Source organism: Pandoraea morbifera (genome assembly GCF_902459575.1).
Taxonomy (GTDB): Bacteria; Pseudomonadota; Gammaproteobacteria; order Burkholderiales; family Burkholderiaceae; genus Pandoraea; species Pandoraea morbifera.
In genome coordinates, this window is the sequence record NZ_CABPSD010000003.1 from 60,483 (window position 1) to 75,339 (window position 14,857).

13 protein-coding genes, 1 pseudogene and 1 riboswitch are annotated in these 14,857 nt (G+C 65.9%); of the genes and pseudogenes, 10 read left to right on the top strand and 4 right to left on the bottom strand.

Features of this window, described 5'->3' with window-relative positions:
• Nucleotides 1-79: 79 nt before the first annotated feature.
• Entirely contained in the window at nucleotides 80-1,039 is a 960-nt protein-coding gene (locus PMO31116_RS06390) for a DUF72 domain-containing protein (protein WP_425494765.1), read from the top strand.
• Nucleotides 1,040-1,152: 113 nt separating this feature from the next.
• Here the strand turns inward: PMO31116_RS06390 and PMO31116_RS06395 are convergent, their stop codons facing one another.
• The gene (locus tag PMO31116_RS06395; protein WP_246185172.1) at nucleotides 1,153-2,493 is read right to left on the bottom strand and encodes a voltage-gated chloride channel family protein; all 1,341 of its coding nucleotides are present in this window, start codon (nucleotides 2,491-2,493) and stop codon (nucleotides 1,153-1,155) included.
• 165 nt (nucleotides 2,494-2,658) lie between these two features.
• Nucleotides 2,659-2,736: riboswitch (Fluoride riboswitch) on the bottom strand.
• A 155-nt stretch (nucleotides 2,737-2,891) separates the two neighbouring features.
• Between PMO31116_RS06395 and PMO31116_RS06400 the strand changes: the two genes are divergently transcribed.
• Both PMO31116_RS06400 and PMO31116_RS06405 read left to right on the top strand, forming a co-directional pair.
• Nucleotides 2,892-3,467, top strand: a complete 576-nt coding sequence (locus PMO31116_RS06400; protein WP_023872856.1) for a hypothetical protein — start codon at nucleotides 2,892-2,894, stop codon at nucleotides 3,465-3,467.
• 44 nt (nucleotides 3,468-3,511) lie between these two features.
• Entirely contained in the window at nucleotides 3,512-4,057 is a 546-nt protein-coding gene (locus tag PMO31116_RS06405) for a hypothetical protein (protein WP_150566002.1), read from the top strand.
• A 5-nt stretch (nucleotides 4,058-4,062) separates the two neighbouring features.
• On the opposite strand, the gene PMO31116_RS06410 is transcribed toward PMO31116_RS06405, so the two are convergent.
• The 3 genes and pseudogenes from PMO31116_RS06410 to PMO31116_RS06420 all read right to left on the bottom strand — a co-directional run bounded on the left by PMO31116_RS06410 (nucleotide 4,063) and on the right by PMO31116_RS06420 (nucleotide 8,138).
• Nucleotides 4,063-5,532 carry a catalase gene (locus PMO31116_RS06410; protein ID WP_150566003.1) on the bottom strand — a complete coding sequence of 490 codons (1,470 nt, stop codon included), beginning with the start codon at nucleotides 5,530-5,532 and terminating at the stop codon, nucleotides 4,063-4,065.
• Between the two features lie 180 nt (nucleotides 5,533-5,712).
• Nucleotides 5,713-6,870 (bottom strand): annotated as a pseudogene (locus tag PMO31116_RS06415) (cysteine desulfurase family protein); the annotation flags it as partial.
• A gap of 170 nt (nucleotides 6,871-7,040) precedes the next feature.
• Entirely contained in the window at nucleotides 7,041-8,138 is a 1,098-nt protein-coding gene (locus PMO31116_RS06420; RefSeq protein ID WP_150566005.1) for a saccharopine dehydrogenase family protein, read from the bottom strand.
• A 528-nt stretch (nucleotides 8,139-8,666) separates the two neighbouring features.
• Between PMO31116_RS06420 and gspG the strand changes: the two genes are divergently transcribed.
• The 7 genes from gspG (at nucleotide 8,667) to PMO31116_RS06455 (ending at nucleotide 14,464) form a co-directional block, all read left to right on the top strand.
• Nucleotides 8,667-9,110, top strand: coding sequence for a type II secretion system major pseudopilin GspG (gspG, locus tag PMO31116_RS06425; protein ID WP_150566006.1), 444 nt, complete (start codon nucleotides 8,667-8,669; stop codon nucleotides 9,108-9,110).
• Nucleotides 9,111-9,125: 15 nt separating this feature from the next.
• A complete protein-coding gene (locus tag PMO31116_RS06430; protein WP_281350111.1) occupies nucleotides 9,126-9,698 on the top strand; it encodes a transglycosylase SLT domain-containing protein in 573 nt (190 codons plus the stop codon).
• On the top strand, nucleotides 9,695-10,882 hold the full coding sequence (locus tag PMO31116_RS06435; protein ID WP_150566007.1) for a type II secretion system F family protein: 1,188 nt from the start codon (nucleotides 9,695-9,697) through the stop codon (nucleotides 10,880-10,882). Before PMO31116_RS06430 ends, PMO31116_RS06435 begins: the two co-directional genes overlap by 4 nt.
• A gap of 4 nt (nucleotides 10,883-10,886) precedes the next feature.
• Nucleotides 10,887-12,542, top strand: coding sequence for a GspE/PulE family protein (locus tag PMO31116_RS06440; protein ID WP_150566008.1), 1,656 nt, complete (start codon nucleotides 10,887-10,889; stop codon nucleotides 12,540-12,542).
• Nucleotides 12,523-13,302, top strand: a complete 780-nt coding sequence (locus PMO31116_RS06445) for a hypothetical protein (RefSeq protein ID WP_150566009.1) — start codon at nucleotides 12,523-12,525, stop codon at nucleotides 13,300-13,302. Before PMO31116_RS06440 ends, PMO31116_RS06445 begins: the two co-directional genes overlap by 20 nt.
• Before the next feature lie 140 nt (nucleotides 13,303-13,442).
• The gene (locus PMO31116_RS06450) at nucleotides 13,443-13,892 is read left to right on the top strand and encodes a hypothetical protein (RefSeq protein ID WP_150566010.1); all 450 of its coding nucleotides are present in this window, start codon (nucleotides 13,443-13,445) and stop codon (nucleotides 13,890-13,892) included.
• Entirely contained in the window at nucleotides 13,889-14,464 is a 576-nt protein-coding gene (locus tag PMO31116_RS06455; protein WP_150566011.1) for a hypothetical protein, read from the top strand. Before PMO31116_RS06450 ends, PMO31116_RS06455 begins: the two co-directional genes overlap by 4 nt.
• Nucleotides 14,465-14,857: the final 393 nt, after the last annotated feature.

Genomic DNA, 14,857 nt, shown 5'->3' on the forward strand with positions numbered 1-14,857 from the left:
ATTCCGGGGGAGGCGCCCGCCCACGGGACATCGCCGGCGGACACGCACCAAGAGTACTGTATATTTATACATTATAACGATGGCTTCGACGCCCATCATGATTCGTACCGGCACGTCTTCCTGGACCGATCCCACGCTCATTGCATGCGGGCGGTTTTACCCGCCGGGCGTGGACACGCCCGAGGCGCGATTGCGCCATTACGCGGCGACGTTCGGTCTGGTGGAAGTCGACAGCAGCTATTACCGTCTGCCGGAAGCCACAATGGCCTGGCGATGGACGCAACGCACGCCGGCATCGTTCCGCTTTCACATCAAGGCGTTCCGCGCATTCACGGGCCATACGACGCCACTGTCCGCGCTGCCGGCGGATATCGCGTGTGCGCTCGATCCGGCTGGCGCGACGAAGTCGCACCCGGGCGACTCGCTTGCACCCCATACGCTACCGGCCGAGGTGCGCGACGAACTCTGGCGCCGCTACTTCGAGGGCATCGAGCCGTTGCGTCAAAGCGGGCAGCTCTCGGCAATCCACTTCCAGCTCTCGCCACGCGTGCACAACGATCGGGCGGGACGTGCCCTCGTGTTCGAGATCGCACGGCGACTCGACGCAGAGCGGCACGCCATCGAGTTCCGCCACCGGAGCTGGTTCGATACGCCTTCGCGTGAAGCCGCCACGCTGGCCATGCTGCGCGAGACGGGCGCGGCGCACACGATCGTCGACAGCCCAACCGGCTTCGAGAATTCGGTACCGGCGGTCTGGGCCACGACGCGCGACGATCTGTGTGTCGTGCGGCTGCATGGGCGCAACGCGGCCGCATGGAACCGGCGCGACATCACCGCCTCCTCCGGGCGCTTCGTGTACGAATACAGCGCGGGCGAACTGATCGATATCTCCGCCCGGGTCGAGCGCATCGCCGCTCTCGTGGACGACACCCACGTGCTCTTCAACACGAACCATGAAGACCAGGGCATGAAGAACGCGGCAGCGTTCGAGCGAGCCCTGTCGGATCTGGCCGCCCTGACGCCGGGCCGGCGTGCATGATGCCGGCCTGAGGGATCCCCTGGCCGCCGCGCACGCCACGCCTTGACGTGGCGCGGCACGGCACGGCGACATTGGGCGACTGCATCGATCGACGCCTCACTGGGCGCACGAGTTCATCGGCGCCGTGACGCGTCGTCGGCTGGCGGCTTCGTCCCGATGGCACCGCGCCACGCGGGCAGATCGGCAAGCCGCGTGCCTTCCGGCGCACCGCCCCCCGCACCATGCTTGCCGTACCCCACGCGTTGCGCACGATAAATGCCGGTATGTCCGGAGCACAGATACGCGAGTACGCAAGCAATGGCGGCATAGCCCCCGATCTGCGGACCGAAGATCTCGATCGCCATCAACGTCGACGCAATCGGTGTATTGGCCGCCCCTGCGAACACCGCTACAAAGCCGATGCCCGCGAGTACCGCTGCCGGCAGCAAGAGCACATGCGAGAGCGCGTTGCCGAACGTGGCGCCGATATAGAACAGCGGCGTCACTTCTCCGCCCTTGAAGCCCGAACCGAGCGTGACGACAGTGAACAACGTCTTGCCTAGGAAGTCGTACCAGGGCAGCGTCGTGTGGAACGCATCGACGATGGTCGGGATGCCCAGACCGAGATACTGGGGCGTGCCGAGTGTCGTGGCGGCGACCGCGACGAGCAGGCCACCCACGAATGGGCGCAGCGGCGCATAGGCGATTCGTCGCTTCATGAAGGCGGAAGTGGCGTGCGTTGACTGGGCGAAGGCCATGCCGACGAGACCGCACAGCACGCCGGCTGCAGCCGCACTGAGCGCGCCAGAGAGCGACATCGACGCGGCGAAACTGCCCGGTGCAATCGCATAGACGGTGTGATGCACGCCCCAGGCGCGCGTAACGGCGTCGCCCACGAGCGCGGCGACGAGGCAGGGCAGCAGCGCATCGTAGCGCAGGCGGCCGATCGCGAGCACCTCGAGTCCGAAGATCGCGCCGGCCAGCGGTGTACCGAAGACGGAGGCGAAGCCGGCGGCAATGCCCGACATGAGCACCACACGCCGTTGCTCGCCGGACAGTTTGAGGACATGCGTGAGCTGATCGGCGAGCGCGCCGCCCATCTGCACGGCGGTTCCTTCACGGCCGGCAGAGCCGCCGAACAGGTGCGTGGCGACCGTACCGAACAGCACCAGCGGCGCCATGCGCAGCGGCACGACGCGCTGCGGGTCGTGAATCTCGTCGATCAGCAGGTTGTTGCCCGCCTCCACGCGCGCGCCCAGCCGCAGATATAGCCAGCCGACCGCGAAGCCGCCCAGGGGCAACAGCCAGAGCAGCCATGGATGGGCAACGCGGATGTCGGTGGCGAGGTCGAGCGCAACGAGAAACAGCGCGGAGGCACTGCCGGCCATCACACCAACGAGTGCCGCCACCGCACTGGCGTAGGCCGCGCGCGGCAACACGCCACTCAGATCGCGCAACGGGGAATCGTGAAACATCTTCATGGTGTCAAATGTGGGGACGAGCGGTGCCCGTCGACAAATTGCCTGGCCATGACCGGAACGAGAAGCGGGGGAGCGGTGGAAGCGGGGAGCCCGGTGCCGGACTTCGACCCAACACGGAATACGCTCGTACGCATGGCCCGCAACCTCCCGGCACGCCAGGATCTTGCAGGCATCATCAGCCCCGGGGAGGAGCGGTTTGCGCAGGAACGCCGGAGGTATGCCATCTCCGTGCAGCACGCCGTCATGCTATCAGGAAGCGCGAGCACTCACAATGCGTGACATATTCTGCGCCGAAATGCCGAACCGGGTCGGCGCATTCCGATAAATCGGCCCCCCGTCGTCATCGCTCCCGCGGTGGCCCTAGAATCGTCCGCGGATTCACGGAGGTCAACATGGTCGCGGACAAGGAATACGTCGAACGGGTCAAGGATTACGGGTGGAGCGATGTGGCGGCGTTGTGGGATGACGTGCTCGACTGCCGAACACCGGAGTGGGATTCCGGAAAAGCACTCGAATATGTCGTTTTGAAGGGATTCGAGCTCAGCGGCGCGACGGTGAGATGGCCGTACGCGGTGACTCTTCTCGAGTCCACACATGTCGAGCAGATCGACGGTATGGTTTACGTGGCCGGCATCGCGGCGATGGTGGAGTGCAAGGACTTCGCGACGTCCTCGAACCGCGCCAGGCTGAGCGTCGGGCATGATCCGATCGCCAAGCTTCAGGGGCGCCTGACGCGGCGGCCTTCCACCCTGGTCGGATGCCTGTTCACCAGCGGCAGGTACTCGGAAGCCGCCATTCTGATGAGCCATTTCACCAAACCCGCCACCATCCTTTGCTGGAACGGCGACGACATCGCGCAATGCGTGTCAAGACGGGATTTTGCGGGCGCGCTCACGCATAAATATCGTGCGTGCCTCGAGGAAGGCGATCATCACGCGGGCGTTCACTCGCGAGAGGGTGCACTATGAAGACGCGAAGCCTCATATGCGACTCTGCGAACGATGTAGCCCTCATGCGAGCCTGGCTGCCTGTCGACATTGTGGAGACTTCGCACTTTTTCGTGCCGTCGCGCCTGAGCGATACGCCATCGACCGCCGCTAGCATATTGAAGTCGCATCCGCTGCAAGCGCTGCTCATCTGCAACGCCTATACGACGAATCGCCAACTGATTTTGAGGTTGGAGGGCAGAGCCGAGGAGAGGCTGACGCTGTCCGCGCCACCACAACGCTTCGAAATCGAACTTGTTTCGCCCTCGTTGCCGGGAATGTTCTTTCAGTCGTCCATCCTCTTCAAGCGCACCTTCGGCAAGGAGGCATCCGATCGCTTGCATTTGATGGGCCGCTACGATCCCGAGCGCGCCATCGGCGAAGCGGGCATGACATTACCCGAAATCATCGAACGCCTCGACGACACATCGCGCGCTCAGTTGCGCGCAACGCCGATAGCGCAAAGCGTTCTCAATCGCATTGCGAGGCTCGAATCGAAATCAGCGCGTCATGAAAACAGCGGGGACCGTGTCATGCACAGTCGCCCGCCGCCATCACTTCATTGGGAGTAAAGCGCTTATTGCTTCGCGCGCTTCACTGCCTGCTCGATACGCGCACCGACATCGGGATCGATCTTCTTCCAGTAGTCGAAGGCGCGTTCGAGCACGGGACTGCGGACCCCGGCGAGCAACGCGCCCGATACCGTTTCGACCAGACGCGAGCGCGCCGCATCGTCGTAGACGTTTCGCACGAGATCGCCCGGCTGGGAGAAATCGTCATCGTCCTTGTGCAGCGTGTATGCGCTGCGAACCATGTCGCCGTCCGACTCCCAGCCGTCCTCTGCCGGCCCGGTCTGATCCGCGTACGGACGCCCGCCGCTGTTCGGCGCGTACGTCGGCGCATTGCCGCTGTGATCGAACGCCATATGGCCATCGAACATGTACGTCTGCACCGGCACCTTCGGGCGATTCACCGGCAATTGATGGAAATTGGTGCCGATGCGATTGCGCTGCGCGTCGTTATACGCGAAGGCGCGCCCAAGCAGCATCTTGTCGGGCGAAAGCCCGATGCCCGGCACGGTATTACCCGGCGAAAACGCCGCCTGCTCGATCTGTGCGAAGAAGTTCTCCGGATTGCGGTTGAGCGTCATGCGGCCCACCTTGATCAGCGGATAGTCCTTGTGCGACCACGTTTTCGTCAGGTCGAACGGATTGAAGCGATACTGCTTCGCTTCGGCATACGGCATGACCTGCACCGACATGATCCAGCTGGGATGCTCGCCGCGCGCGATGGCGTCGAACAGATCGCGACGGTGAAAATCGGCGTCCTGCCCGGACATGGTTGCGGCTTCCGCATTGGTGAAGAACGCCATGCCTTGCTCCGTGTGAAAGTGATACTTCACCCAGAATTTCTCGCCGCTGGCGTTGATCCACATGTAGGTGTGCGAACCATAGCCGTTCATGTGGCGCCACGTGCGAGGCAGCCCCCGGTCTCCCATCAGGTAGGCCACCTGATGCGCCGACTCCGGATTGTTCGTCCAGAAGTCCCACTGCATATGGTTGTCGCGCAACCCCGAATCCGGCAGGCGCTTCTGGCTGCGGATGAAGTGAGGGAACTTCATCGGGTCGCGCACGAAGAAGATCGGGGTGTTGTTGCCGACGAGATCGTAGTTGCCCTCGTCCGTATAGAACTTGAGGGAGAAGCCGCGCACGTCGCGCCACGTATCGGGACTGCCGGCTTCTCCGGCGACGGTGGAAAAGCGTGCGAGCATCTCGACCTTGGCGCCCTTGCGAAACAGCGACGCTTTCGTGTAGCGACTGACGTCCTCCGTGGTCTCGAAGACGCCGAAGGCGCCCGCGCCCTTGGCATGCGGCTGGCGCTCGGGCACTTTCTCCCGATTGAAGTGCGCCATCTGTTCGATGAAGTGAACGTCATGCAGCAGGAGCGGGCCATCCGCGCCGACCGAAAGCGTGTTTCGATCGCTTGCCGCCGGGGCGCCCGCGCCAGTCGTCGACCCGGTGTCCAGACGTTCTTTCTCTTTGCTCATACTGACCTCCGACATGAAGGTGGGTGGGGAGAGGGAGAGAATTGGAGTGCGTCAAACCACAAGTCGTTCAAAGCATAATACAAGTCGACGACATTGACCCGGCAGCATGCGTCGTGAGGCGTATTCCGCGCCCGGGGCCACCGGCTGCCCGGGCAGGCCGACGCCGGTCTCGGCGTATCAGGCCGCCAGCGCGCGGCACTGGCAGACCACCCGCTCGAAGCATGCCACGGCGAAATCGACGGATGCCTCGGTCGTGAAGCGTCCGAAGCTCACGCGAACCGTGCGGCTCGCCGCCTCCGCATCCAGGCCGATCGCCCTGAGCACATGCGACGGCTGACCCGACGTCGAATTGCAGGCGGACGTCGAGGACACCGCCAGATTGCCGTTGAGCATGAACGTGTGGAAGCCGGGGTGCCCGAGGGTCAGGCTGAGCGTGTGGGGAATCCGCCGCGCATGGGCAGCGTTGTGCACCACGCCGTCGAGTCCCAGCACGCCATCGAGCAGGCGACGGCTCAGTCGTGCAATGCGCGCGTTGTCGTCGATCATTGCATGCATGGCCAGCTCGCACGCCGTACCCATGCCGACAATCTGGTGCGTGGCCAGCGTGCCCGAGCGCAGGCCCCGCTCATGGCCGCCGCCGTGAATCTGCGGGGCGATGCGCGACATGACGGCTTTGTTCACGTACAACGCGCCAATCCCCTTGGGCCCGTAGACCTTGTGTGCCGACATCGAGAGCATGTCGATCCCCATGGCCTTCACGTCAATGGGCGTCTTGCCAAGCGCCTGCGCTGCGTCCACGTGCAGGAGCGCACCGGCGCCATGCACGACCTTCGCGATCTCCGCCACGTCGGTCAACGTGCCCAGTTCATTGTTTACCAGCATGAGCGACACCAACCCCGTATCGGGCCGCATGGCAGCGGCGACCGCGTCCGTCGTGATTTCGCCACAGGACGAAGGCGACAGATACGTGACCGGCGAACCGCGCTTCTCCAGATAGGCCATCGTGTCGAGAATGGCCTTGTGCTCCAGCACGCTGGTCACCAGGTGCGCGCGCGCCTGTCCCAGCTCGGCATAGCCCTTGAGCGCGAGATTGTTCGACTCGGTCGCCCCCGACGTCCACACGATCTCTGCCGCATCGGCGCCGATGAGTGCCGCCACCTGGGCGCGCGAGCGCTCCACGAGACGTCGCGCGCTCACGCCGGCTGCGTGCGAACTCGACGCAGGGTTGCCATACACCCCGTCCACGCCGAGACAGTCCGCCATCGCCGCGATCACCGCCGCGTCGGCCGGCGTGGTCGCCGCGTAGTCGAAGTAATGGAGTGTGTCTCTTTCGCGCATGATCGTGCCCCGGATAAAAAGTGCATCGATCGTACGCGCCGAAAACGAGAAAAGGCTTGCGGAATCACCCGCCAAATCCGAAATTTGTGGAAATTTGATCCCAAAAATCTCGGCAATCAGGAAATTCCTTCCACGCCCGCCGCACCGTCGTCCATTTTCCCTCTCCCGCCTCAGGAGAGGGACTCGATGTGGGTCGAATGCGCGTACACCTGACCGAAGCGATTGGCGAGGAAATCCGGCAGGGCGATCTGCTCCTGACGTACGAAGCCGCGCTGCGGTAGTTGTCCCGCGAAGAACATGTCGACGGCGGCGCATATCGCGGACGCCGTGGTGATCTGGATGGCGCTCGCGCTGTGCCCGTTGTTGCGTTCCGCGAAGATCTTCCGCGCGAAGACTTCCTGCGTCAGCACGCCACCGCGCAAGCCATTGACCACGACGAATATCAGCACCACGTCCTGCAGTGTGCTCGGCACCGAGCGCTTGAGAATGGCCTTGATCGTTTCCTGATCGTCCTTGAGCCGGAGTTCGTTCAGCAGCACCTTCATCAACGCGCCGTGTCCCGGATAGCGTACCGATTTGTAGTCCAGATCCCGGACGCGCCCGCTGAGCGTCTCGCACAGCGTACCGAGACCGCCCGACGTGTTGAACGCCTCGTACTCCACGCCGTCGAGCGAAAAGTGCTCCAGATCTTCGAGCGGCTGCACGGTCAGGCGCGCGCCATCGCGGATCGCCTCGCACGGCTGGCAGTATTCGTTGATGAGACCGTCCACGCTCCACGTCAGGTTGTACTTCAGCGAATTCGTCGGGAACGCGGGGAGCGCGCCGACGCGCATCTTCACCGAATCCACCTGATCGAACGTGGCGGCAAGATGATGCGCCGCAATCGCGATGAAGCCCGGCGCCAATCCGCATTGCGGCATCAGCACAGTCGACGCGCCCTCGGCGAGTTGTTGAATCGCATGCGTCGCGGCGACGTCCTCGGTGAGATCGAAATAGTGGCAGCCGGCCGCGACGGCAGCCGTGGCCGCACTGGTGGCCATCGAGTAGGGCAACGCGTTGATCACGGCGTCGTGACCCGCGATCGCCTGCTGCAACGCCCCCGTGTCCGCTTCGGTCAGCACCACGAAGGCATGCGCATAATCGCGAACCGACGCAGCGGCAGCGGCATTGCGATCGAACACCGTCACCTGGTAATCGCCACTGTCGTGCAACAGCCGGGCGATGGTCTGGCCGATGTGTCCCGCACCGAGCAAGGCAATCTTTTTCATGTTTTCCTCCTTCAGGAACGTCGGTCGTTGTCGTGCAACCCCCCATGGCATGCGGTGCGCCGACGCTCCAATTTTATGGAGAGTGCCTGATGAAATGTAGCGTCAATTCGTCGAAAAACATGAAAATTTCGTCATAACGACGAACTTCACGACAAATCGTGCTTTCTTTGTGTCGCCCCCGCACTCGGGACGTCGCAGCGGGCGCCGCCTCAGCCCTTCTTGAAAGTCGGGCGTCGCGAATCCGCCGATAATCGGCGGCAATTTGCCTGATTCCGGCTTCGGCAAGCCATCCGCCAATCCCGGCACCGCCCGAATCGAGCACTTTAGGGCACATCCCACACGCAGCCCTTGGGTTAACTGTCAAGATGAACTCGCGTGCTTTCATCGCCCCGCAAGGGAGCGCCGCACGCTTCTACAGCAACGCTGCGCCTCTCAATTGGGAAGCGCAGCGCGATGGCATCCACCCTGTCACGACAACTCGGTTTCTTCGTCCAAATTATTCGGATAACTACTTATTTGGAAAATGACATGGACAGACGCATTCGCCTGGCCACGACGCCGGCGTTCCCGCGGGTGTGCCAGCACGGCTTCACCCTGCTCGAACTGCTCGTGGTGTTGCTCATCATCGCCTTGCTCGCGGGATACGTTGGCCCGAAGCTCTTCTCCCAGGTCGATCGCGCGCGTGAAAAGACTGCCTTGGCGCAAATGAAATCGCTCGCCGACGCGCTCGGCCAGTATCGGCTCGACGTTGGTGAGTACCCCACCGAGCAACAGGGACTTCAGGCACTGGTTGTCGGTCCCGTCGGGGTGACGCGATGGCGGGGGCCGTATCTCGCGAAATCGCTCCCGAACGATCCCTGGGACCGTCCCTATGTGTGGAAGAACCCGGGTGCCGATCACGAGGTGGAAATCGTGTCGTACGGCCCCGGCGGCGACGGCGACATGGCACGCCTCATCGTTTATGGCTTCTGACGGGAGCGGTCCGCCATGCTGGCTAGCGTGACATCGAAGCTTCGCACCGATTCGCCAGGGGGCCTGCTTGCCCGCCCGCATCGCGCGCGTCGCGTCATGGCGCGCGTAGCGACGTCCCTCCTCATCACGACGGTCGGCGCGGGATTCACACCCCGCGCCCGCGCCGATTGCTGGGACGTCGCCGCGAACCGCTACCGCCTCGATCCGCTTTTGCTGTATGCCATCGCGCAGGTCGAATCGAACCTCGATCTGGCGGCTCACAACGTCAACCGCAACGGCACGCGCGACATCGGCCTGATGCAGATCAACAGCATCCATCTGCCCCGTCTGGCGAAGTATGGCGTCACGGAGCGCCGCCTGCGCGAAGACGCCTGCACCTCCATCATTACGGGGGCGTGGATTCTGGCGGGCTTCGTGCAACAGTTCGGCTACGGGTGGGAAGCGGTCGGTGCATATAACGCAGGCACGGGCCAGGCGCGCGCGTCGCTGCGCAAGCGATATGCCGACAAGGTCCGCAAGCGATACGCGATCCTCGTGGCCGAGCGAAACCGGCGCCTCGCGCCATCCGACGTGGCATTCGGGCCATGACAACCTTTGAAGCACGCGTGGTTCGCGACGCCCGAGTTTGCGTGGAGCGCATCGAAGCGAGCGACGCCGCCCATGCACGAGCCCGCCTTGTCGACGACGACTGCCAAGTCGTGTCAATCCGACGCGCGGGACGCGCGCTCACCATGCCGTCGCGCTCCCCGCGCTTCGACGTGCCACTGTTCGCCTACGAACTTGGCGCGCTGCTCGACGCAGGGCTGACCGTCGTCGAGGCCATCGAAGCGTTGCGAGAGAAGGCGGCGCGCGCCGCGGACGGCAGAATCTTCGGGAACCTGCTGAACGCGATGTACGACGGCCTGCCGTGCTCCGTCGCACTCGCCCGCCTGCCGTCCACTTTCCCGCCACTGTTCGTGGCAAGCGTCGCGGCCTCGGAGCACACGGGACACCTCGCCGCCGCGCTCCTGCGCTATCGCCAATACGAGCAGCACGTCGAGACGCTGCGCAAACGGCTCCAGGCCGCGATGACCTATCCTGCGATCGTGATCGCCGCCGGCGCCGCGATTCTCGTCTTCCTGCTGTTCTACGTCGTGCCTCGCTTCGCTGCCGTCCTCCAGTCCGCGCCGCACCTTCCCGCCACCGGCCGCCTCCTTGTCGGTTGGGGTGCCCTGGTCGACGCGCACCGCTCGGCGTTGCTCATGGGCCTCGGCCTGATGGCGACGGCACTGGTTTACGCCGGCCGGTCCCCGGACGTTCGTTCGCGCCTGATGGCTGCCATGTGGCGGTTGCCGCGACTGCGCGAGCACCACGAGCGATTCGTGCTCACACGTTTTTACCGCACGCTCGGGATGCTGCTGGGCGGCGGCATGCCCGCAGTGGACGCCATCGCCCTCGCGAGCGGACTGTTGCCCGCGAGCTACGCACACGCCAGCGTCGGTGCGCTCGCGCAGATTCGCGCCGGCATGCCGATGTCCGACGCCTTCCTCGCCCACGGCCTGACGACCGCCGTCGCCGTTCGCCTGTTGCGTGTCGCCGAGCGCGGCGGCGGCATCGACACGATGTGCGAGCGCATTGCCCAGTTTCACGACGCATCGCTCGCACGCGCACTCGACACCTTCAGCAGGGTGTTCGAGCCGGTGCTGATGCTCATCGTCGGTGGCGTGATCGGACTGGTGGTGTTCCTGCTTTACATGCCGATCTTCGAGCTCGCCGGCAGTCTTCAGGGGTGACGCGGTGACATCGTCCTCCCGACCTCGAGACACGCTGCGCGTCTGGCAGCACGATGCAAGAGCCGCCGGCGAGCCACTGGGCGCTCACATTGCCCGGCGGCTCGCCGACGACGCGTCGCTGCTTCCCGCGGTCGCGCGCGCGGCCGGACTCGAGGCGCTGGCCCCGGCGTCGCTCGTGGCGGCGACGGACTTCGCTCACCTGCCGCTGTCGGATGCCGTACGCCACCGGGTGCTGCCCGTGCATGTCGACGGCATGCGCTATCTGGTCCTGGAAGATCCCTTCGACCTGGCCGTGCGCAGCTGGTGTGTCGCGCACCCGGCCGCGAGCCGGATGCGCACCGCGATGACACTGCCCGGCGTGGTGACGCGCTCGCTCGAAGACGCCGAGCGCCATGAGCGCGTGCTCGATACGGCCGGCGTCAGCGACGACGCTGGCGGCACCGCGCGCCGCGTCACGGAGATCTCGCGGGCGAGCATCGCCGGGCACGGCGACGCGGTGGTTCGTCTTGTCGACGCCGCGCTGCTCGACGCGCTACGCGCACGCGCCAGCGATATCCACGTCGAGACGGCTGCGGACGGCCTGGCCATTCGCTACCGCATCGACGGTGTCCTGCACCTGGCCGGCCGCTGGCCGGGTCAGGACGATGCCGGGCAAGCGATCTCGCGCCTGAAAGTGCTGGCCGGACTGGACATCGGCGAGCGGCGCGTGCCACAGGACGGACGTTTCAGGGCGCGCATCGAGGGCGGCGATGTCGACTTTCGCGTATCGGTCATGCCGAGCATTCACGGCGAGGATGCCGTGCTGCGCATACTCGACAAGCGCCATCGCAACGCCGCACGCTCATTCGCCTCGCTCGGCCTCGACGTGCGCACGGTGACCGGCATTCGTGCCGCGCTCGCCGAGCCGCACGGCATGCTGCTCGTCACCGGCCCGACCGGCAGCGGCAAGTCGACCACGCTTCACACCGCGCTGGCCGAGTCGGACAACGGCGAGCGCAAGCTCATCACCATCGAGGATCCGGTCGAGTATGAACTGCCCGGCGTCTTGCAGATTCCCGTTAACGAGAAGAAGGGACTGACGTTCGCCCGCGGCCTGCGCTCGATTCTGCGACACGACCCCGACACCATCCTCGTCGGCGAAATCCGCGATGGCGAGACGGCGACGATCGCGGTGCAAGCGGCGCTTACGGGGCATCTGGTGCTCTCGTCGCTGCACGCCAATTCGGCCTTTGGCGTACTCGAGCGCTTGCTGCACATGGGGCTCGACCCCGTGAGCGTGACCGAAGCGCTGCGGGCGATCGTGGCACAGCGACTGGTGCGCCGGGTATGCGAGGCATGCGCCGAGCACGACACGCCCCATCGCGACGCCGCCGCCGCGATGCGGCTGGATACCGGGTCGATCCGGCGCGGACACTGGCGCCGCGGCGCCGGGTGCGCGGCATGTCGCAACACCGGATATGCCGGCCGGATCGCGGTAGCCGAGTGGTTGAAGATCGACGGCGCGATCGCAGCGGCGCTGCGGCAGCGCACCCCGGCCGCGGAGTTGCGCGGGATCGCGCGCGAGGGCGGACACGTTTTCATGAACGACGCCGCCCTGGCCGCCGCGCGCGCCGGGGCTACCACGCTTCAGGAGGTCATCCGTGTCTTTGGGATTTCGTGAGCATGTCGTGCTGGTCGAGCGCGACGCGATATTTGCAGCGTCTCGACCGGTAGAGATACCGAATGTCCGTCGGCGGGCCGACGAAACCTGGCGCCTGCGCCTCGACACCGGCGGTGTCGAAGGCTGCGCACAAGTCATGGCATCGCTGCCGCGCGGGCGACTGTGCCGCATGGACCGCCTGCACGTGCTGGCGGGCTTCGGTCTGGCGCACTATCAGGTCGTGCCCTGGCCCGACGGTGCGCGATCGCTGCGCGATCTCGAAGCGCTTGCCACAGGTCTGTTCACACGCCGCTTCGGGTGCGCGTCGCGCGGGTGGAAGATTGCAATGACGCATGCGACTTTCGGCAGCCCCCACCTGGCCGTGGCCGTCGACGGCGATTGGCTCGACAATGTCCGGCGCCTTGTCGCGCAAGCGCGTCTGCGCTGGGTGTCCTGCCGCGGCGTATTGCACGAAGTCGCGCGGCGCACGAAGCTCGACGCGATTGCCGATGCGTCGATCGCGGTGCACCACACCGGCGGATTGTCATGCTTGCTGCGTCGTGGCGGACGGTGGCACGACGCGTGTGCGCTGCCTCTCGCGCAGCGCTGCGTGGCACAGGCGCTCGACACCCTGCAGACCCTGTGCGGTGCCGACGACGCGCCGTTGTGGCTTGCGCGTGCGCACGGGCGGGTGCCGTCGTGCGACGACGACCGGATCTGCGCCGGACGCGAAGTGCACCGCGCCGTCGTGCCGCACCCCTGGTTGTGGGAGGCGGCATGACACGTCGACTTCGTCGCGCGACGGCACGCATTGCAAAGGGTGCACGGAAGCTGTCGCGCCTGACGCGATGGCACCGCGCCGCTGCGCCCCTGGATCTCCGAGGGCGAACTGCTCGCCAACTGGGACCAGCGAGTGCCGCGATGGTGATCGGGCTGGCGGGGCTGGCGTGGATCGTCTGGCACGATGCGCAGCACGTTCGGACGACGCAGGCCGAGGCCGCCGCGCGGGCGAACGAGGTCGCGCATGCGCAGCGCCGCGGTGGCGTCGTCCACGGTATCGCCGCCCCGACACCTGCCGCAACGGTCCCACGCGTTGGGGCGGGCACCGCCCGCGCGCTGGCACTACTGGACCGCCTGGGTCCCGCACTCTCGCCCGATATCGCGTTGCGTCGAATCGAGGTGACGGCTGACGCCGGCACCGCGCGTCTCGGCTTCGAGGCGCGCGACGTCGATTGCATGATCGCGTTCGCGACCCGGCTGGAACCGACGTTCGATATCCAGTGGCACCACAGTGCCCGCAAGGCGACGTCCGACGCGCCTGTCGTCGAGGCATCGATGACGATCACGCTACGCACGCAGGGGGCTTCATGAGCATCGCCCGAGATCCCCTCGGCCTGTCGGTCGCCCGCGTCGGATGGCGCTGCGCGGCGGTCGTACACCGCGTCGGCGCCCCCGGTGTTTCGGTTGCTGCCTCCGTCCTCGCCGGCCTTGCGCTGCTCGCTCCCCTGGCCGTCGTCGTGCTCGCGATGAAGGTCGCCTGGATCGAGCCCGCGCTGCGTGACGCCGAGCGCCGCATTGCCGACTCCGGTACTGAACTGCGACGGCTGGCGCCGCGCGCGGCTGCCCTGCCCCAACGCGCGGCGACACGAGACGGGCCGCAAGGCTACGCGGCCGATCTGGGCCGCATGTTCGACATCGTTCGCAAGAACGGGTTATCCGCGGGCGACGTGCAGTACCGGCTCACGCGCCCGAAGGCCGGTGGCGAGCACATGGCCGTGACGTTGCCGCTGAGCGGCGAGTATCCGGACCTGCGCAAGGCACTGGGCGAACTGGGTGCCATGCCGGGCGCCGAACTCGATACGCTCACCATCGAACGCCAGGACATCGCCGACGCTCGCGTGGTCGCGCAAATCCGGCTCACGCTCCGGGAGGACGGCCGATGAGAACGCGCCGGATCGTCGGCGGATTGTTGGCCGCGGCACTTTGCGCCAGTGCGTCGCTGGCGTGGCACGCGCGCCGGGCGCGGAGCGCCGCAGTGCCCGCGCTTCGCGCGCCCGCCGCGACGCTTCGACAGCGCGCCCCCATGGCATCCGCAAACGACGGCGCCGTGTCAGACGTCGATTTGTTCGCCGCCCGGCAATGGGCCCCATCGCCGGGCGAACCGCGCGCGCAACCCGCATCGAGGCTCACGCCCCCTCCGGCACCAACGGGGCCGAGCGCGACGCCGCCCCCCGTGTTCGACGTGGCGGCGGTGTGGCGCTTCGACAGCCGCCCGCCTGTCGTGGTGCTGGAGCGACACGGGCAGACATGGTTACTGTGCGAGGCGTGCGACGCGC

What these genes read in the sequence shown, in the direction of transcription:
- PMO31116_RS06395 (WP_246185172.1), bottom strand. Translation starts at nt 2,493, where the DNA reads ATGTTTCACGATTCCCCGTTGCGCGATCTGAGTGGCGTGTTGCCGCGC.
- PMO31116_RS06430 (WP_281350111.1), top strand. Translation starts at nt 9,126, where the DNA reads ATGCTGGCTAGCGTGACATCGAAGCTTCGCACCGATTCGCCAGGGGGC.
- PMO31116_RS06435 (WP_150566007.1), top strand. Translation starts at nt 9,695, where the DNA reads ATGACAACCTTTGAAGCACGCGTGGTTCGCGACGCCCGAGTTTGCGTG.
- PMO31116_RS06420 (WP_150566005.1), bottom strand. Translation starts at nt 8,138, where the DNA reads ATGAAAAAGATTGCCTTGCTCGGTGCGGGACACATCGGCCAGACCATC.
- PMO31116_RS06410 (WP_150566003.1), bottom strand. Translation starts at nt 5,532, where the DNA reads ATGAGCAAAGAGAAAGAACGTCTGGACACCGGGTCGACGACTGGCGCG.
- PMO31116_RS06400 (WP_023872856.1), top strand. Translation starts at nt 2,892, where the DNA reads ATGGTCGCGGACAAGGAATACGTCGAACGGGTCAAGGATTACGGGTGG.
- PMO31116_RS06450 (WP_150566010.1), top strand. Translation starts at nt 13,443, where the DNA reads ATGGTGATCGGGCTGGCGGGGCTGGCGTGGATCGTCTGGCACGATGCG.
- PMO31116_RS06405 (WP_150566002.1), top strand. Translation starts at nt 3,512, where the DNA reads ATGCGAGCCTGGCTGCCTGTCGACATTGTGGAGACTTCGCACTTTTTC.
- PMO31116_RS06390 (WP_425494765.1), top strand. Translation starts at nt 80, where the DNA reads ATGGCTTCGACGCCCATCATGATTCGTACCGGCACGTCTTCCTGGACC.
- PMO31116_RS06455 (WP_150566011.1), top strand. Translation starts at nt 13,889, where the DNA reads ATGAGCATCGCCCGAGATCCCCTCGGCCTGTCGGTCGCCCGCGTCGGA.
- gspG (WP_150566006.1), top strand. Translation starts at nt 8,667, where the DNA reads ATGGACAGACGCATTCGCCTGGCCACGACGCCGGCGTTCCCGCGGGTG.